Origin of the sequence: Kitasatospora sp. NPDC059747, assembly GCF_042732955.1 — a bacterium.
Lineage (GTDB): Bacteria > Actinomycetota > Actinomycetes > Streptomycetales > Streptomycetaceae > Kitasatospora.
Window position 1 is genome coordinate 13,369 of record NZ_JBHWGV010000108.1, and the last position, 17,548, is coordinate 30,916.

Here is a 17,548-nt window from a genome sequence, read left to right on the forward strand (position 1 = left end):
GCCGGTGGCGTGCGGCCCCCGTCGACACGTCCCCGGCGGCGCCACCCTAGCCGGGGCACGGCGGGGATTCGACGGCTTTACAGATCGCCCACAGAAGCCACAATTTTGGCTGAAGTCACGGGAGTTGTCGGTGCAGGGCTTAGGCTGACGGGCATGAGCGATGATCACGGCGGGGCGGGGGAGCGGTTGCTGGAGGACTGGCTGGAGGACCTGCCGCTCCTGGTCGCACGCCTGGAGCAGGTGCACGTGCCGGACGGCTTCGTCCTCGACTACGGCACGGACTCGCTGGCCGCCCTGGAGCGGTTGCTGCTCGACGAACCCGGCGGACCGGACGAGGACTTCGCGCGCGCGGCGGCCGGGTACGCGGGAGAGGTGCTGATGGGCGTCTGCGGCGGGCGGTGGGACGTGGAGGCCGGGCCGGCCGTGCTCCCCGACCCGGCGCTGGGCCTGCCACCGCTGTCGGTCGGCCTGCTGGTCGACGTGGCGCTCGCGGAGCGCAGCGGCGAGGTGTTCGCCCGGGAGTACGAGCGGCTGCTGGCCGCCGTTGCCGCGGTCCGTGCCGTCGATTCCGGCTGGGTGCCCGAGAAGGAGGCTTCGCCGCTGGACCCGGTCGGTCCGCAGCCCGACGACCCGGAACTGGCCGACTGGCTGCGTGAGCGCCGGGCCGGGTTCGGAGCATGGGCGGGGCAACTGCGGGGAGGCCGGGACGCGTACGACTTCTCCCTGGCCAGCCTCGACGCGCTGGAACGGGAGGTGCGGGCCCGGTGCGCCGGGGCGGGAGCGTTCGACGCGGAGCCGGACGGGCCGTTCCCGCGCGGCCCGTTCCTGGCCGGCGCGGTCTGGTACCTCGGCCAGGTCGTCTGCCTGCGGTGCGACTCCGTCTGGCTCCACTGGCCCGTCGACCCCGCCGCCGAGCCCGGCAGCCACCACCACCCCGACAACCCGTGGTCCGGCATCCCCTTCACCCACCAGCCGCACCGTCGCAACGCCCAGGCGTTCAACCCGCTGGCCGAACTCCGCGGCCTGATCCGCTACGGCGACGGCTACCACCTGCGGAACATCGTGCCCGCCGTTCACTGACGGGGGTCGGTTGGAGCCGGAGCGTTCAGCGGTTGCCTCGATCGACGGCTACCCGACGTAAGCCCGGCCCACGGGCCTGCCGCACCTGCCACGTCCGGTGCCGGCCCGCGACCGGAGGGAGTCCCGGCCGGGGGCCGATGACGGGGTATCCGGCAGAGGACGAGACAGACTGAACCCGCCCGTCCGCGGGTAGGTCCCGATCCGTTCACGAGGGAGGGAGTCCAGGTGTCGCTGCCGCTGGCGGGTGTCACGGTGATCGCGTTGGAGCAGGCGGTGGCCGCGCCGCTGGCGAGCAGGCACCTGGCCGACCTCGGAGCGAGGGTGGTCAAGATCGAGCGGCCGGACGGCGGCGACTTCGCCCGCGGCTACGACCACAGCGTCAACGGGTTGGCCAGCCACTTCGTCTGGCTGAACCGCGGCAAGGAGTCGGTCGCCCTCGACCTGAAGGCGCCGGAGGGCCGCACCGTGCTGGCCGACCTGGTGGCCGGCGCCGACGTCTTCCTGCAGAACCTCGCGCCCGGCGCCGCCGCCCGCCTGGGCTTCGGCTCCGCCGAACTGCGGGCCCGGCACCCCCGGTTGGTCACCGTCGACCTCTCCGGCTACGGCTCCGGCGGCCCCTACCAGGACAAGCGCGCCTACGACATGCTGATCCAGTGCGAGTCCGGCCTCGCCTCGGTGACGGGCCCGCCCGACCGGCCGTCGAAGACCGGGGTGCCGAGCTCGGACATCGCCGCCGGGATGTACGCGCTGACGGCGACGCTCGGCGCGCTGGTCGGCCGCGCCGCGACGGGGCAGGGTGCCGCGATCGAGGTGTCGATGTTCGAGGCGACGGCCGAGTGGCTGGGCCACCAACTCCACTACACCCAGGGCGCGGGCCGCTCGCCGGGCCGCGCGGGCCTCTCCCACCCGGCCATCGCGCCGTACGACGCCTACCCGACCGCCGACGGCCGCGAGGTCATGATCGGCATCCAGAACGACCGCGAGTGGGCCCGCTTCGCCACCGGCTTCCTGGACCGCCCGGACCTCGCCGACGACCCGGAGTGGGCCACCAACGTCGCCCGGGTGCGCCGCCGCCGACTGGTCGACGCCCTGGTGGGCGGCCGGACGGCGACCATGACGGCCGACGAGGCGATCAAGCTCCTGGACGCGCTCGCCATCGCCTCCGCCCGCCTGAACGACGTCGCCGACCTCCTGCACCACCCCCAACTCGCCGCCCGCGACCGCTGGCGCCCGGTGACCACCCCGGTCGGCGAAGTCCGTAGCCTGCTGCCGCCGTTCGGCTTCGCCGGCATCGAACTCCCCATGGGCCCCGTCCCCGCCCTCGGCGCCCACACCGACGCGGCCCTGCGCGGGCTCGGTTACCCCGACGAGCGGATCGCCGCGCTGCGCGCGAGCGGGGTACTGGGGGAGTAGGGCCCGCCTCTCACCGTCCCGGACGGCGCGAGTTCATGACTCCGCTGCGCGCCTCGTTCCACTCATGGCCGACGGCCGGGCTTCAGCCCTGCACCAGCAGGTCTCGGCGCTCGGCAGCGCCACCTGACGAAGGGGTCATGCTTGTCGTCCGACGGGCACCGGCCCTCGGGCAGAGGGCCGTCCTGCCTGGTGAGGCTGCCGCCGCGACGTGCCCCCAGGCCAGGGCGGCCCTCGAACTCTCAGAAGGTGAGGGTCTGGCCGGGGACGGAGGCCTGTTTCCGGGTGTAGGCGACGCCGTGGACCTTGAGGCCGGACGGGTCGAGGAGGGTGATCGCGCCGCCGTCGGCGCCCAGTCGGAAGCCGTTCGCGGCCGGGAAGGTGGTGGAGGTGCCCGGCTGGAGCTCGGTGTCGGGCAGCGGGAGCACGTTCTGCTGCTGGTCGCTGAGGTGCCATCCCTGGAGGCTGATCGGCGTGGCCGAGGTGTTGACCAGGGTGACCGTCTCGGGTGCCGGGGCGACCGGGTTGACCAGGGCGGCCGAGATCCGCATCGGCTCCTGGTGCGGGGTGGTGGGCCGGGTGGGGGCCAGGGCGTGGCCGGTGGTGTCGTCGGTGTGCCACGCCTGGGACTGGAAGGCCAGGAAGATCGCCACCCAGCGGTTCTCCGAGGCCACGTGCAGCAGCAGGCCGCCGTCCTGCCAGACCCCGTCGTCGCCGGCGTGCCCCGCGTCGTTGCCCTGGTTCATGTGGATGTCGTGGACACCGTTGCCGGGCTGGAAGCCGAACACCTTGTCGCCGGCGTCGGTGGGCCAGCGCTGGCCGAAGACGTAGAGGCCGATGGTCTGGTCGGCGATGGCGCGCTGCACGTAGTGGTCGAGCAGGTCCTCCAGGTCGTTGTTGAGGCCGGGAACGTCGGCCGGCAGAACGCGCATGGTGGCCGGGTCGAAGAGGTTCCCGCGGATGAAGTCCAGGCTGGCCGTGCCGGGCCGGGACGGCTCGGGGTGCCAGCCGCTGCCGGCCGGCGGGAGCAACTGGACCAGCGGGTGGTGGAAGTCGTCGATGGCGACGTACAGCAGGTTCGGCGGCGTGGTCTGCGACCTGACGTTCACGGCGATCCGGTAGTCGGTGCCGCCGTCGTCGCGTACGTGGATCTGGTAGTGCGGCGTCGAGACCTGCGCCGCCTCGCGCGTGCTCTCGATGGCTTTGGCGGCGAGCACACCGTAGTTGACCAGGGGCATGTGTCGTCCTCTCGGCTGAAGGCGCGGGTGGCGGTGACTCGAAGTGCCCGCCGTTGTCGTGCCTCCCGTTATCGCCGATCGACTGCCGGGCGGGGCGGAGAACCGCGCGGTGTTCACCCGCCTGCCATCCGACGACCAGTCGAAAGAGTTCCCTCGGGGCCAGGGGGCGTCAGCCGTTGGCGCAGCCGGCCGTCGCGCAGGTCTGCCAGGGGCCCCAGACGCCCGGGGTCCGCTCGGAGACCTCGGCGTACATCGACGGGGCGTTCCACATGTGCGCGACGACCGTGAGTGTCCCGTCCGAGGCCTGCGTGACGGCGGACGGCGTGGCGACGGAGGACGGCAGCGGGCCGGTCCCGAGGTCGGTCCAGGAAGCCCAAACACCGGGCGCGCTCTGCTCGTTGACGTACAGCCGCGGTGCACCCGAGCCCTGGTAGACCTCGAAGAACGCCAGCGTCCCGTCCGCCCTCGTGAAGGCAACCGGCGGGCCGAAGAAGCGCGGCACGCTCGCCGGGGACGGGCCGAACGCCTCGGGCGCCGACCACGCCCCGCCCTCTCCGGACTGGTGCATCCGGACCAGGACGGTCGACTGGTAGCCGATGGTGAACACCTCCAGGCTCCCGTCGGCGTCCGCGGCCGCGGTGAGCACCAGGTTCTGGAAGTTGAGCGCCATGCCGTTGACCTGGCTCCAGCCGCCGTACGCGCCGCCGGGGGCGCTCTGCGAGCGGTACCAAATCGTCTGGCCGGTCACGTAGTTGGTCGAGAAGATCGCGACCTGAGCCTGCGTGCCGTCGGGGCGGGTGACCGTGGTGGACTGCACCTGGGTGCCGGGAGGCGTCGCGTCCTGCGCCCGGAGCCCGGCCGCGGCCACGTGCGTCGGGGCAGGGCTGTGCGCCTGGGCGACCGGCGAGAGGAGCGCGGCCGCGCCGACGAGTGCGGCGCAGACGGTTGCCGCCGCCCTGATTCGGCGTGCGTTCTTGCGCATGGGTCCGTCCCTTCCGATCGGTCGCCTGGGCACGTGTGCTTCGGCCATCCTGGCGCCCGGGTCATCATCCTGTAGGCGTGTGGCGGGAATTGGCCGGAATGCGAGGGTCCGGGGGAGAGGGGGCGATGTCACTGCCCGGCCCGCCGGTGCCGGTACGGCCTTATGGTCATCGTGTGACACCGAGACCACCACGCAGGATCCGGGTCGACGGACGGGACTACCGCTGGAGGGTCCAGGTCCTCGACCCCGGCCACGTCGGCGTCCGGGTCCGGCTCGACGGGCCGGGCAGGCGGCGGCAGTTCGTCGTTTCCGTCGAATTCGACGACCGGTGCCGTCGTGCCTGACGCCGGGGCCCGGCTGCGGGCGGAGGTGGAGCGGGCGGCACGGGCCGCCTTCGCGGGGCTGCTCGACGCCCGTCCCGCTGCGGACGCTGCGGACTACTGCGGGTACGCGTTGTACTCCGACGCCGGCGCGATGACCGTGTGCTGTGCGGCCAACACCGTCCCGCACCTCGCCCGGCTGCGGGCCGAGGACCCGACCGAGGCGGACTACTACGAGTGGACTCCGGCGGAGTGGGCGATGGAGGGCGTCGCCGCCGAGCAGTTCGCGTCGATCTGCCGACGGCTGCGCGCCGAGAGGCCGGACGCCGGCAACGCGCGGTTCCGGACGTTCCGGGACACCGTGTACGAGGCGTGTGTGGCCGCGCTCGAATCGCTCGTCGCCGAAGGTGCCTTCGGCCCGGGCACCGACCACGTGGTGGTCTTCGCCGTCTCCGACCCCGATGACCTGGACCCGGCGCGCGAGGCCGAGTGGATCCGCCGCCTCAACCCGCCGGTCCGGGCCGACCGGTTCGCCCGCTGGCGCGGAACGGCCCCGGTGCGACCGTAAGCGGGGCCGACCGGTTGCTCAGGAGCGCGCCTCGTCGCCCGCCTCCGCCGCCGGGCCGGTGGGGAAGCGGATCGGGCTGAGCAGGTAGGGCCTGCGCCCGGGCGCCGGTTCGTTCGCCAGGTAGGGGCCGAGGACCGCGAGCAGGTCGCCCGTCATCCGCCCGAGTTCCTCCGGGCTCAGCCACAGCGTGCCCTGCCGGTAGGAGACCCCGTCGGCCACCGGGTCGGCGCCCTCGCGGTCGAGGTAGGCGTTGAACTCGGCGATGAGGACGGCCATCGCGGCGGCGAAGCCCCGGCGGTGGTCGTCGGGCGTCATCGCCGCGGCGTCGGCGGTGCCGACGGAGGGGCGGTCCCGGCGCAGCCGGTAGGACCGCTCGACGGTGCCGCGCACCCGCCGCTCGTCGGCCACCTCCAGGAAGCCCGCCTCGGCGAGTACGCCGACGTGCCGGTACATGGTCACCTTCGGCACCTCGGGCATGCGCTCGCACAGCTGGGAGGTGGTGAGGACCCGGTCGCCGGCGAACGCGTGCACGACGCGCAGCCGCACCGGGTGGAGAAGCACGTCCGTAGTGTCCATGGGCTTTACGATTCCACACTTGGCACTATTATCGAAACTGGAAATGATGGCGATCCATCGGTGATCGACGGCGATCGGAGGGGGACATGCGCCAGCAGAGGGGACGGGCGGTGCCGGTGAACGGCCGGTCCGTCTACGTGGAGGAGTCCGGCACCGGACCGGACCACGTGGTGTTCGAAGCGGGCGGGGGAATGGGCCGTACCTGCTGGGATTCGGTGCGGCCGCTGCTGCTGGACCGGGCGCGCCTCGTGGCGTACGACCGTGCCGGCTTCGGCCGCAGCGGCCGGACGGAGGCCGGGCTGAGCATCGACGACATGGCCGCGGACCTGGTCGCGATGGTCGAGGCGGTCGTGCCCGGCCGTTTCGTGCTGGTCGCGCACAGCATGGGCGGCCTGGTCGCGCGCCGCGCCGCGGAGGCGCTGGGGCCGCGGCTGCGCGGGCTGCTGCTGCTCGACCCGACGGCGGAGACCGCGCCCGTCTACGACACGTTCGATCGGACCGTCACCCAGGTGGACCGCAGCCTGGCCATGCTGCAGGCGCTCGTCCGGTTCCGCTGGTTCGCCCGCCTGACCAGCGGGAACGTCCGCCGGGTGTTCCCCGCGGACGCGTACGAGACCATGCTGGCCGAGGACTTCGTCCCGGCGGGCATCGCGCAGACGAGGAAGGAGATCAAGGCCGTGGCCGAGGCGATCCCGCGCTTCCGTGCCGCGCCGCCCGCCCCGCCCACGTGCCCGACCGTCCTGCGATCGGCTTCCCGGCCGCAGCCGGGCCGGGCGCGGCACCACGCCGGACTCGTCGAGCACCAGCGCCGCTGGGTCGAGGCGCTGCCCGACGGCCGGTTCGAGCGCGCGGACTCGGGCCACTTCATCCAGGCCGAGCAGCCGGGCGTCGTCGCCGACCGCGTGCGCGAGTTGCTCGACGCGTCCCGCCCCGACACCGGGACCGGCGAGGAGGCCCGGTGACGCACGAGCCCCGCGAAGCCACCCCGGCCCTGCGCGTCTCCGATGCCGACCGCGAGCGCGCCGCCGCCGTCCTGCGGGAGGCGACGGCCGACGGCCGGCTCGCCACCGGGGAGCTGGACGAGCGCCTGGACCTCGTCTACGGCGCGCGGACGACGGGTGAACTGGCCGACGCCGTCCGGGACCTCGGGTCGCCGGGCGGCAGGCCGACGGCGGCCGAGGACGTCGGCGTGCTGAGCGACTTCGCCCGTCGCGGTCCCTGGCTGGTGGGCGCCCGGTACCGCGCCACGGCGGTCGTCGCGACGGGCGTGGTCGACCTCCGGGAGGCCCGGTTCACCGGCCCGGAGACGACGATCCGCGTGCACGCGTGGATCGGCACGGTCCACGTCGTCGTCCCCGAGGGCGTCGAGGTGTGCGTCGAGGGCACCGGAGTCCTGGGCGGTTTCCACCAGGACCGCGCGACGACGCACCGCCCGGCCGCCCACCGGATCACCGTCACCGGCGTAGCCGTGTGCGGCAGCGTGTTCGTCGTGCGCGAGCTCCCGGCAGCCAAGGAGCGCCGCCTCCGGAAGCGCGAACGGAAGGGCCTCGGCGGATAGTCACGCCTCCGGGGCGGCGGCCAGGCGGCGGAGCAGGGTCAGCGTGTCCTCGCGGGGCACCGGCCGGAAGAACTCCGCGTCGACGGCCTCGACGGCGGCGATCGCGCGCGGGGCCAGCTCGGCGCCGCTGTCGGTGATGCGCAGGCGCTTGGCGCGGGTGTCGGCGGGGTCGACCTCGCGCTCGATCAGGCCCTTGGTTTCGAGGGCGCGCAGCACCTGGGAGGTCATCTTGACGTCGGTGCCGGCCTGGCGGGCGAGGGCGAGCTGGTTGGGGTGCTCGCCCTGGGAGTTGAGCCACCAGGTGCAGGCGAGCAGGACGAACTGGACGTGGGTGAGGCCGAGCGGGCCGAGCGCGGCGGCGATGTCGCGCTGCCAGCGCAGCGTGGCGTGCCAGAGCAGGAACCCGGGGCTGTCGCCGGGGCCGGGCGCCATCAGCCGCGCGCCAGGGCGACGAGGGCGGCCATGGTCGCGGGCCAGTCCGCGGTGACGGCCGGGCCGAGCTGCGGGCCCGTCAGGTCGACGGTGTCGCCGGTGATCTCCATCCGGTAGGTGACCCGGGTGCGCAGCCGCTCGCCGCGTTCCAGCCGGTGGGTGGTGCGCAGGACGAGGCCGTCGATCCTGGCCTCGTCGACGAAGAGTTCGCCGGCGGTGGCCTCGGCGATGCGCAGGTGGACGGGGTCCTGCCCGCAGGGGGTCATGAGGATGCCGGTGCCGGCCTCGAACGGGCCGTCGATCCGGACGCTCACGAGGTCGGCGTTCCACGCCCCCCAGTGGTCGACGTCGGCCCACAGGCGCCAGACGGCCTCGGGGGTGGCGTCGGTCTCGACGCTGTGCTCGTACGTCCACATGGGGCGCCTCCGGAAGGGGAAGAGGTAATCCGTCCGTAGATTATCTGCGCGCAGGCTATGAGTCCAGGCCGCCCCTCCGCGCCGTGACCCCCCGCGGCGGCGCCGGCGCGCCCGGCCGCGACGCCCACAGCGCCGCCCACCGCGACGCCCACCGCGGCGGGCAAGCCGTCGCGCTGACGGCCGCCTGAGGCGGAACCGTCAGTCGAGGACCGGGTCCAGTCCGAGGGCCCGGTCCTGCTCGGCCTCCGCCTCACGGCGCAGCAGGCGGTACCACATGAAGACCACGAAGCCCGCGAAGACGAACCACTCCAGGGTGTAGCCCAGGTTCTGGAACGCGCGGAGCGTCAGCCCGTCGCCGCCCTGCGGCTGGACCGTCGGCACCTCGGTCAGCCCGGCCGGAGCGGTGTCGGCGGCGACCCAGCCGTCGTACCAGCCGTCGTACGACAGCACGTTGAGCAGCGCCGCCCGGTTGATCGTGCCGAGCTGGCCGGCCGGCAGACCGCCCGCGACGGCGCCGTTGCTGCCGATCGCCTCGCCGGCCTGGAGCCGGCCGGTGACGGTCACCTCCCCGCCGGGCGGCGGTGCCGCCGCGGACGACGCGTCGGAGGGCGTCCCGGGGGCCCAGCCGCGCACGACGGCGACGGCGTGGCCGTCGGCGGTGCGGAGCGGGGTGAGCACGTAGTAGCCCTGCTTGCCGTCCACCGTGCGGTTGGGCACGAGGAGTTGGTGCGCGCTGTCGTAACTGCCGCTCACCGTGACGGGCTTGCCGACGGTGTCCGTGGTGACCTGCGGGCTGGCCGGGGTCAGCAGGGCGTCGATCGGCCTGGTCTCACTCGTGGCGGCGAGCGCCTGGCCGGCCGCCTTGTGCGAGGAGAACCGGTCCTCGAACCGGCCGAGCTGCCAGGAGCCCAGCCAGAGGCACACCGCGATGGCCACCAGGGCCAGCACGGTGCCGCCGAGCCAGCGCGGAGTGAGGAGGAACCGGTACACACCCCCCACGGTAACCACTCTTCACACGCCGTCCGACCACAGGGGGCCCGACACCGCTGCGGGACACCGGGCGCCGGACCGCTCCCGGCCCCGCTCCCGGTCTTCGGCTACCCGGCCGACGGCGTCCCCGACGGCTGCGACGCCGGCCCGCCCACCGCCTGCAGGCCGCCGCGGTACACCGTCCCCGCGCACGCCCCCGGCAGGAGGACGGCGGCGGCCGACGGGCTGCCCGGCGCCGGGGTGTGCGCGATGGTGGCGGACGGCGGGTTGGAGACGGTCGGGTTCGGGGTCGGGCTGCCCGTGGGAGTGGGCGCAGTGGTCGGGCCCGTGCTGGGCGACGGGCTCGCCTGCGGGTTCGACGAGGGCGCGGCCGACGCGCCGGACGCGGGGGCGCCGGAGGCCGCGGGCGCCTGGGTGGTGAGCGAGATCGGACCGGGACCGGTCGCGCCGGTCGGCGCCGCCGTGGCGCCGCCCTGGCCGGTCGTCGGGCAGACCGGGTCGGGGATCCAGGCGAACGGCACCCGGTAGCCGGCCTGCGGGGCGAGCAGCGGCGGGTCCGTGTCGGCGGGCGGCAGGCCGGTGGCCGGGTCGCCCGCGGTGTGGTCGGTCACCCGGATCCGGCTGCGGTCCGTCCCGGTGACCCCCGTCACGGAGACCGCGCCCGGCCCGCCGAGCCGGCAGGCGTGCCCGGAGACGTTGGTCACGGCGAACCACCCGTAGATCCGCCCGGCGGCGTCGGCGGGCCCGGCCTGGCCCGAGCCCTGGCCGAGGTCGCCGCGGGTGCAGAGCGGGACGATCGGGCCGTCGCCGCTGCTGGTGGCCGCGGCGGGGGCGGTCGTCCCGGCGTCGGCGCGGGCGCTGCTCGCGCCGGGGCTGGGCGAACTGCTCGCGGTGCCGGACGGCTGTCCGACGGTGCCGGGGGCCGGGCCGGGGTGCGGGGACGCGCCGAACGGGCCGGAGCCGTCGGCCGTCGTCCCGGCGGGGACGCCGGTGGCGGGGCCGTCGGCGTGCGGCGAGCCGGGGCCGCCGGAGAGGCCGAGGTGGTCGGCGGTGTGCAGGGCGGGCAGGGCGATCGCGACGGCGGCGGCCAGCGCGAGGGCCCCGGTCAGGGCGCCGCGGCGGGCGGCCCGGCGGCGGGGCACGGCGGTGCGGATGCGGGGCAGGCCGCCGGGGCCGGGCTGGATGCCGGCGACCGCCCGGTGCATCAGGTCACGGACGGCCAGTTCGTCGGTCGTGAGGTCCGCGGTCGGGTCCGTCGAGAGATCGGTCGTGAGGTCCGCGGTCAGGTCCGCCGCGGGATCGGCGGTGAGGTCCACGGTCAGGTCCGCCGAGAGATCGGCGGTGAGGTCCGCGGTCGGGTCCGCCGGGAGACCGGGGGTGGGGTCCGACGCGACGTCCGCCGCGGGATCCGGAGTGAGCCCCCCGCCGTGGGCCTTTCCCGCGCCGTCACCCATGGCCGGCCTCCATCTGCGTGCGCAGGGCGGCGAGTCCGCGCGAGCCGTACGCCTTCACCGATCCGAGCGAGATGCCCAGGGTCTCGGCGACCTGCGCCTCCGTCATGTCCACGAAGTAACGCAGCACCAGAACCTCCCGCTGACGGCGTTGCAGGCCTCGGAGCGCGGCTTTCAACTGGTCACGCTCCAGCGCATCGTAGGCGCCTTCTTCTGCACTGGCCATGTCAGGCATCGGTTTCGGCAGCAGCCGCAGGCCGAGGATCCGGCGGCGCAGCGTGGAGCGGGACAGGTTGACGACCGTCTGCCGCAGGTAGGCCAGGGTCTTCTCGGGCTCGCGCACCCGGCGCCGGGCGGCGTGCACCCGGATGAACGCCTCCTGGACGACGTCCTCGCAGGTCGAGAGGTCGTCGAGGAGCAGCGCGGCGAGCCGCAGCAGGGAGCGGTAGTGGGCCTGGTAGGTCTCGGTGAGCAGGTCCTCGCTGGTACCGGCGTCGGCACCGGCGCCGGAGTCCGCCGTACCGGGTGCGACCGCGGTCATCTGGCTTTCTTCCGGCCTACTCGCAGGCCAATGGGCGCGCGGCGGGAAGGTCACCGCGGCACTCGCCGAGATGCCCGCCCCTGCCCCCACCATCACGTTCGCCACGCCCGTTGGACACTCGATCCCCTGTCATGGTTGCCCAGCCCGGGGGACATTCTTCCGCATCCGCGGAAGTGGCCTCCAGGGAATTCGAGAGGGTTTCCGGACAGATTGTGGGGAGGACGATCCCATATCGGACGGTCCCGCCTCACATCGGACACACGGATCGGGCACACGGATCGGGCCGGACCGGCCGTCAGGACGCCCGCTCCTGGGGCCGCAACCGCCCCCGGAGGGTCGTACCGGCCGGGTCGGCTACGCAGGTCGGCCACGCGGGCCGACCACGCGGGCCGACCACGCGGGCCGACCACGCAGGTCGGCTACGCGGGCCAGAGCTCGCCCGCCACGAGCTCGGCGATCTGGAGCAGGTTGAGCGCCGCCCCCTTGCGCAGGTTGTCGCCGCACAGGAAGAGGTCCAGCGCGGCCGGCTGGTCGAGCGCGCGGCGCACCCGTCCGACCCACACCGGGTCCGTCCCGACCACGTCGTTCGGCGTCGGAAACTCCCCCGCCGCCGGGTCGTCGTAGAGGACGACGCCGGGCGCCCCGCGGAGGATCTCCTGCGCGTGCTCCTGCGTCACCTCCCGCTCGAACAGCGCGTGGACGGCGAGCGCGTGGGTCCGGACGACGGGGATGCGCACGCAGGTCGCGGAGACCCGCAGGGCGGGCAGGTTGAGGATCTTGCGCGACTCGTCGCGGATCCCGACCTCCTCGGAGGACCAGCCGCCGTCCCGCAGACTGCCCGTCCAGGGCACCGCGTTGAACGCGAGCGGAGCGGCGAACGGCCCGTGGTCGGCGATCACCGCGCGCAGGTCGCCGGTCTGCCGGCCGATCTCCTGGCGGCCGGCGTCGAGACCGCCGACGAGCGCGGTCTGCTCGCGCAGGGCGGCCTCGCCGTCGCGGCCCTCGCCGGAGGCGGCCTGGTAGGAGGCGACGACGAGTTCGACGAGCCCGTACTCGGCGTGCAGCGCCCCGATGGCCGCGATCATCGCGAGGGTGGTGCTGGCGGGGCTGGCGACGATGCCGCGCGGGCGGATCCGCAGCGCGGCGGCGTTCACCTCGGGGACGACCAGCGGGACCTCGTCGGCGGTGCGGAACGCGGCGGAGTCGTCGACCACGACGACGCCCTTGGCGGCGGCGATCGGCGCCCAGCGGGCGGATACCTCGTCGGGCACGGCGAACACCGCCACGTCGATCCCGTCGAAGGCCTCCTCCGTCAGCGCGACGACCTCGACGGACTCCCCGCGCACGACCGGCTTGCGGCCGGCCGAGCGCGGGGAGGCGACGAGTCGTACCTCGCCCCAGACGTCCTGACGGAGCGAGAGCAGGCCGAGCAGCACCTCGCCGACCGCGCCGGTGGCGCCGACGACGGCGAGGTTCGGCCGCCGGGTCATCGCCCGGTGCTCCCGCTCGGCTCCCGGCTCATCGCCCGGTGCCTCCGTAGACGACGGCCTCGTCCGTGTCGCTGTCCAGCCCGAAGGCGCTGTGCACGGCGCGGACGGCCTCCGGCACGTCGTCGGCGCGGGTCACGACCGAGATGCGGATCTCCGAGGTGGAGATCAGCTCGATGTTGACGCCCGCGGCGGACAGCGCCTCGAAGAACGTCGCGGTGACGCCCGGGTTGGAGCGCATGCCCGCGCCGACCAGGGAGATCTTGCCGATCGCGTCGTCGTAGCGCAGCGACTCGAAGCCGATGCCCTCCTTGACCCGGCCGAGCGCGTCGATGGCCTTCTGGCCCTCGGTCTTGGGCAGGGTGAAGGAGATGTCGGTCAGCCCGGTCGACGCGGCGGAGACGTTCTGCACCACCATGTCGATGTTGACCTCGGCGTCCGCGATGGCGCGGAAGATGCGCGCGGCCTCGCCCGGCTTGTCGGGCACGCCGACGACCGTGACCTTGGCCTCGGAAGTGTCGTGGGCGACTCCGGAGATGATGGCCTGCTCCATCTCGCCCCCTTCGGGCTTGTTCGGGTTGTCGTTGCTGACGATCGTCCCGGGGAGACCCGAGAAGGACGAGCGTACGTGAATCGGGATGTTGTAGCGCCGGGCGTACTCCACGCAGCGGTCGAGCAGCACCTTGGAACCGGACGAGGCCAGCTCCAGCATGTCCTCGTACGCGATCCAGTCGATCTTGCGGGCCTTCTTCACGACGCGCGGGTCGGCGGTGAACACGCCGTCCACATCGGTGTAGATCTCGCAGACCTCGGCCTTGAGCGCGGCGGCGAGCGCGACCGCGGTGGTGTCCGAACCGCCCCGGCCCAGCGTGGTGATGTCCTTGCTGGACTGCGAAACGCCCTGGAAGCCGGCCACGATCGCGATGTTGCCCTCGTCGAGGGCGGTGCGGATGCGACCCGGCGTCACGTCGATGATGCGTGCCTTGTTGTGGACGGAGTCCGTGATGACACCGGCCTGGCTGCCCGTGAAGGACTGGGCCTCGTGCCCCAGGGATTTGATCGCCATGGCCAGCAGGGCCATGGAGATGCGCTCTCCAGCGGTCAGCAGCATGTCGAACTCGCGGCCGGCGGGGAGAGGTGACACCTGCTCCGCGAGTTCGATGAGCTCGTCCGTCGTGTCGCCCATCGCGGACACCACGACGACGACCTCATGGCCGGCCTTCTTGGCGTCAACGATTCGACGGGCCACGCGCTTGATGCCCTCGGCATCCGCAACGGATGAGCCGCCGTACTTCTGCACGACAAGGCCCACGTGCGCTCCTCGACTTGTGTCGTTTCCGGGGGCGGGTGGGCCCCCGCACCCCCGGGGAAGGGGGATCTGCGGTCCGCGTCAGTCTACCGAGCAGGGGTGCCGCGACCGGTGCCATCCATATGATGAGACGCACGTTTCAGCACGTGGGCAGTGGTGCGGGGCGGGCACCGGCAGGTCTGCGGGCCATCCGGCGCGGCCCCGAAGATTCGCCGGACGAACGGACGGCGGCACGGCCGGATTTCTTTCCGGGGCCGGGCGGTGAGGCCTTCGTCACACTCGCGGGCCGATGCCGACCCCGGCCCCACCTGCCGCCCCGGAGCTGCTCCTGACGCCGCTGCCAGCGCTGCTCCTAGCGTCCGAGGCCGAGCTCGGCCGCCATGAGGTCGCCGGCCTGCTGCTCCAGCTGCTCGTCGGTGAGCCCGTCGTCGTCCGTGTCGGCGCCGTCCGGCACCGCACCGATCGGGCTGTCCAGCCGGACGTGGGCGATCAGCGACTGCAGCGCCCGCAGCACCGCCGAGCAGGTCGTGCCCCAGTTGGAGAGGTACGAGAACTGCCACCACCACAGCGCCTCGCTGACCCGGCCCTCGCGGTAGTGCGTCAGCCCGTGCTGGAGCTCGCCGACCACACCGGCCAGGTCGTCCGAGATCCGGAACGCGTTCGGCTTCTCCGGCGGACCGTACGGGTCGAAGACCTCGTGGTAGACGTCGATCGGCGCGAGCAGCGCCGCCAGCCGCTCGCGCAGCAGCTCGCCGTCCGGCTCCGGCCCCGCGTCCGGCTCGAAGCGGTCGTCCGGGACGACGTCCTCGATCGCGCCCAGCCGGCCGCCGGCCAGCAGCAGCTGCGAGACCTCCAGGAGGAGCAGGGAGACGGCACTGCCCGGCTCGTCGCCCTTGGCGACCTCGGTGACGGCGAGCACGAAGCTCTCCACCGAATCCGCGATCTGCACCGCGAAGTCGTCCGGCTCCGAACCGTGTCCGTGGGTGTGCGGGGCGTGGTTCCGCCGGTCCCCGTGCGGGTCGCCGTGCGGCTGCCCGTGCGCCTCGCCGTGGGACGGCTGGTGGGGGGCGTGGGGCTGCTGGTTGATCGTCCGGTCAGACATCGAGCAGTCGTCTCCCTTCGAAGGCGCGGCCGAGGGTGACCTCGTCCGCGTACTCCAGATCCCCGCCGACGGGCAGACCGCTCGCCAGACGGGTCACCTTCAGGCCCATCGGCTTGCACAGCCGGGCCAGGTAGGTGGCGGTCGCCTCCCCCTCCAGGTTGGGGTCGGTGGCCAGGATCAGCTCGGTGACCGTGCCGTCCGCGAGGCGCGACAGCAGCTCGCGGATCCGCAGGTCGTCCGGGCCGACGCCCTCGATGGGGCTGATCGCGCCGCCCAGCACGTGGTAGCGGCCGCGGAACTCGCGGGTGCGCTCGATGGCGACGACGTCCTTGGGCTCCTCCACCACGCAGATGACGGCCAGGTCGCGGCGCGGGTCCAGGCAGACCCGGCACTGCTCGGCCTCCGCGACGTTCCCGCAGACCGCGCAGAAGCGGACCTTGTCCTTGACCTCCAGCAGCGCGTGCGCGAGGCGGCGGACGTCCACCGGGTCGGCCTGCAGGACGTGGAAGGCGATCCGCTGCGCGCTCTTGGGCCCGACGCCGGGCAGCCTGCCCAGTTCGTCGATCAGGTCCTGAACCACGCCCTCGTACAACGTCGCGCCTTCCCTCGGGTGGTCGGTGGTGCTCCGGCCGGTGCTCGGTCGATGCTCCGGCCGGTGCTCGGTCGGTGGTCCGGCCGGTGGTCGGTCGGTGGTGCTCCGGTGCCATCATCCAACGAATCGGGCGCCGGACACACCGCCCGACGCCCGACTCCCACATAAATCACACGGACCTACCGGCCGGACTCCCACAGTGACCGCCCGGTCCGGAGCCCGCCCGGTACCGCCTAGAACGGCAGACCGGGCATGCCGCCACCCAGGCCCTGGGTCAGCGGGCCCATGCGCTCGGCCTGCATCTTCTGCGCGGCCTGGTTCGCATCCCGGACCGCCGCCAGGACCAGGTCGGCCAGGGTCTCGGTGTCCTCCGGGTCGACGGCCGCCGGGGCGATGGTCAGCGCCACCAGCTCACCGGCACCCGTCACCGTGGCCTCGACCAGACCGCCGCCGGCCGAACCGTTCACCTTCGCCTCGGCCAGCTCCTGCTGCGCCTTGGCGAGGTCCTGCTGCATCTTCTGCGCCTGCTTCAGCAGCTGCTGCATGTTGGGCTGGCCTCCACCGGGGAACACGGCTCACTCCTTGCTGTCGCACCTGTGCACGGGCTCGCGCGGCTCGTCCGCCGTCGTCCACGGCGTGGTCCTCGCTCGTCACCCGTCGTCGTCTCCGCCGAGCCTACGTGCTGCTCAGTTGCCGCGGTGGTGGATCTCCTCCAGGACCGTGGCACCCAGTTCGCGGATGATCAGGTCCTGGCCGGAGAAGGCCTCCTCGTTGAGGTCCGGGTCGTCCTCCTCCGGGATGTCGTCCTCCGGGGCCACGTGCGGCGCCGGGGGCCCGGCGGCGGGCGGCAGGCTCTGGACGGGCGCCGCCTGGACCGGCGCCGGGGCCGGAACCCGGGCCTGCGCCTGGGGCTGCGGCCGGACGGGCGCCGGCGCCGGGGCGGCGGGCTGCACCGGGGGCGCGGCCGCGGCCGGACGCGCCGGGGCGCCCCAGCCGCTGGTGGTGGCGCCCGGGGCGGGGGCCCCGCCGCCGAAGCCGCCACCGGTGCCGCCACCGGCTCCCCCGCCCGCTCCGCCGGACGGGTCGACGATGCACTCGATCCGCCAGTCCACGCCCAGCGCGTCGCCGAGCGCCTGGCGCAGGACGTCGTCGCTGTTGCTGCCGACGAAGCTGTCGCGGGCGCCCGCGTTGACGAACGACACCTGGAGCACGCTGCCGTCGAAACCGGCCACCTGGCCGTTCTGGCTGAGCAGGATCCAGGTGAAGCGGCGGCGGTTCTTCACCGCCTCCAGGATCTGCGGCCACAGCTGCCGGACCTGCGCGGCGCCCTGCTGGGCGGCGCCGGACGGCTGCGCGGCGGCCGGCGGCTGCGCGACGGGTGCGGGCGCGGGCACGGGGGCGGGCGGGGCCGCCTGGGGCTCGGGCTGCGCCGCCACGGGCGCGGCCGGGGCCCTGTCTCTTATACACAACTCCCAGCCCACCAGACCAAACAACAA

Annotated in this window: 19 protein-coding genes and 1 pseudogene; 6 read left to right on the forward strand and 14 right to left on the reverse strand. The window is 73.9% G+C overall.

What is annotated here, in order from left to right; translation table 11 throughout:
- The first annotated feature begins 153 nt into the window (after nt 1-153).
- Nucleotides 154-1,080 (forward strand): hypothetical protein, encoded by a 927-nt coding sequence (locus ACFV4G_RS34005; protein ID WP_380446041.1) that lies wholly within the window; start codon nt 154-156, stop codon nt 1,078-1,080.
- Nucleotides 1,081-1,305: 225 nt separating this feature from the next.
- On the forward strand, nt 1,306-2,493 hold the full coding sequence (locus tag ACFV4G_RS34010) for a CaiB/BaiF CoA transferase family protein (RefSeq protein WP_380446042.1): 1,188 nt from the start codon (nt 1,306-1,308) through the stop codon (nt 2,491-2,493).
- 239 nt (nt 2,494-2,732) lie between these two features.
- Here ACFV4G_RS34010 and ACFV4G_RS34015 read toward each other — a convergent pair whose 3' ends face one another.
- Nucleotides 2,733-3,728 (reverse strand): DUF2278 family protein, encoded by a 996-nt coding sequence (locus tag ACFV4G_RS34015; RefSeq protein ID WP_380446043.1) that lies wholly within the window; start codon nt 3,726-3,728, stop codon nt 2,733-2,735.
- 169 nt (nt 3,729-3,897) lie between these two features.
- Nucleotides 3,898-4,710 (reverse strand): hypothetical protein, encoded by an 813-nt coding sequence (locus tag ACFV4G_RS34020; protein WP_380446044.1) that lies wholly within the window; start codon nt 4,708-4,710, stop codon nt 3,898-3,900.
- A 173-nt stretch (nt 4,711-4,883) separates the two neighbouring features.
- On the opposite strand from ACFV4G_RS34020, the gene ACFV4G_RS34025 reads away from it, so the two are divergent.
- Together ACFV4G_RS34025 and ACFV4G_RS34030 are read left to right on the forward strand one after the other, a co-directional pair.
- Nucleotides 4,884-5,054 (forward strand): hypothetical protein, encoded by a 171-nt coding sequence (locus tag ACFV4G_RS34025; RefSeq protein ID WP_380446045.1) that lies wholly within the window; start codon nt 4,884-4,886, stop codon nt 5,052-5,054.
- Complete coding sequence (locus tag ACFV4G_RS34030) at nt 5,047-5,598, forward strand: DUF4303 domain-containing protein (RefSeq protein ID WP_380446046.1); 552 nt, start codon at nt 5,047-5,049, stop codon at nt 5,596-5,598. Before ACFV4G_RS34025 ends, ACFV4G_RS34030 begins: the two co-directional genes overlap by 8 nt.
- A gap of 18 nt (nt 5,599-5,616) precedes the next feature.
- Here the strand turns inward: ACFV4G_RS34030 and ACFV4G_RS34035 are convergent, their stop codons facing one another.
- Entirely contained in the window at nt 5,617-6,174 is a 558-nt protein-coding gene (locus ACFV4G_RS34035; RefSeq protein ID WP_380446047.1) for a helix-turn-helix domain-containing protein, read from the reverse strand.
- 86 nt (nt 6,175-6,260) lie between these two features.
- On the opposite strand from ACFV4G_RS34035, the gene ACFV4G_RS34040 reads away from it, so the two are divergent.
- Nucleotides 6,261-7,136 (forward strand): alpha/beta fold hydrolase, encoded by an 876-nt coding sequence (locus tag ACFV4G_RS34040; protein WP_380446048.1) that lies wholly within the window; start codon nt 6,261-6,263, stop codon nt 7,134-7,136.
- The gene (locus ACFV4G_RS34045) at nt 7,133-7,732 is read left to right on the forward strand and encodes a DUF1707 domain-containing protein (RefSeq protein WP_380446049.1); all 600 of its coding nucleotides are present in this window, start codon (nt 7,133-7,135) and stop codon (nt 7,730-7,732) included. Before ACFV4G_RS34040 ends, ACFV4G_RS34045 begins: the two co-directional genes overlap by 4 nt.
- Here ACFV4G_RS34045 and ACFV4G_RS34050 read toward each other — a convergent pair whose 3' ends face one another.
- The 11 genes and pseudogenes from ACFV4G_RS34050 to ACFV4G_RS34100 all read right to left on the reverse strand — a co-directional run.
- Nucleotides 7,733-8,164, reverse strand: a complete 432-nt coding sequence (locus ACFV4G_RS34050) for a MarR family winged helix-turn-helix transcriptional regulator (protein ID WP_380446050.1) — start codon at nt 8,162-8,164, stop codon at nt 7,733-7,735.
- On the reverse strand, nt 8,164-8,580 hold the full coding sequence (locus ACFV4G_RS34055) for an SRPBCC family protein (RefSeq protein WP_380446051.1): 417 nt from the start codon (nt 8,578-8,580) through the stop codon (nt 8,164-8,166). The genes ACFV4G_RS34050 and ACFV4G_RS34055 overlap by 1 nt, the downstream gene beginning before the upstream one ends.
- A 198-nt stretch (nt 8,581-8,778) precedes the next feature.
- Nucleotides 8,779-9,570 (reverse strand): SURF1 family protein, encoded by a 792-nt coding sequence (locus tag ACFV4G_RS34060; protein WP_380446052.1) that lies wholly within the window; start codon nt 9,568-9,570, stop codon nt 8,779-8,781.
- A gap of 107 nt (nt 9,571-9,677) precedes the next feature.
- Nucleotides 9,678-11,024: a hypothetical protein gene (locus ACFV4G_RS34065; RefSeq protein ID WP_380446053.1), complete on the reverse strand. Its 1,347-nt coding sequence runs from the start codon at nt 11,022-11,024 to the stop codon at nt 9,678-9,680.
- Nucleotides 11,017-11,562, reverse strand: a complete 546-nt coding sequence (locus tag ACFV4G_RS34070; RefSeq protein ID WP_380446054.1) for a SigE family RNA polymerase sigma factor — start codon at nt 11,560-11,562, stop codon at nt 11,017-11,019. The genes ACFV4G_RS34065 and ACFV4G_RS34070 overlap by 8 nt, the downstream gene beginning before the upstream one ends.
- A gap of 419 nt (nt 11,563-11,981) precedes the next feature.
- Complete coding sequence (locus ACFV4G_RS34075) at nt 11,982-13,052, reverse strand: aspartate-semialdehyde dehydrogenase (protein WP_380446055.1); 1,071 nt, start codon at nt 13,050-13,052, stop codon at nt 11,982-11,984.
- A 28-nt stretch (nt 13,053-13,080) separates the two neighbouring features.
- A complete protein-coding gene (locus ACFV4G_RS34080) occupies nt 13,081-14,361 on the reverse strand; it encodes an aspartate kinase (protein WP_363654588.1) in 1,281 nt (426 codons plus the stop codon).
- Between the two features lie 349 nt (nt 14,362-14,710).
- Complete coding sequence (locus ACFV4G_RS34085) at nt 14,711-15,460, reverse strand: DUF5063 domain-containing protein (protein ID WP_380446056.1); 750 nt, start codon at nt 15,458-15,460, stop codon at nt 14,711-14,713.
- A complete protein-coding gene (gene recR, locus ACFV4G_RS34090) occupies nt 15,453-16,052 on the reverse strand; it encodes a recombination mediator RecR (RefSeq protein WP_380446057.1) in 600 nt (199 codons plus the stop codon). Before recR ends, ACFV4G_RS34085 begins: the two co-directional genes overlap by 8 nt.
- Before the next feature lie 233 nt (nt 16,053-16,285).
- The gene (locus tag ACFV4G_RS34095; protein ID WP_359964018.1) at nt 16,286-16,624 is read right to left on the reverse strand and encodes a YbaB/EbfC family nucleoid-associated protein; all 339 of its coding nucleotides are present in this window, start codon (nt 16,622-16,624) and stop codon (nt 16,286-16,288) included.
- A 114-nt stretch (nt 16,625-16,738) separates the two neighbouring features.
- Nucleotides 16,739-17,548: pseudogene (locus ACFV4G_RS34100) on the reverse strand (DNA polymerase III subunit gamma and tau); the annotation flags it as partial.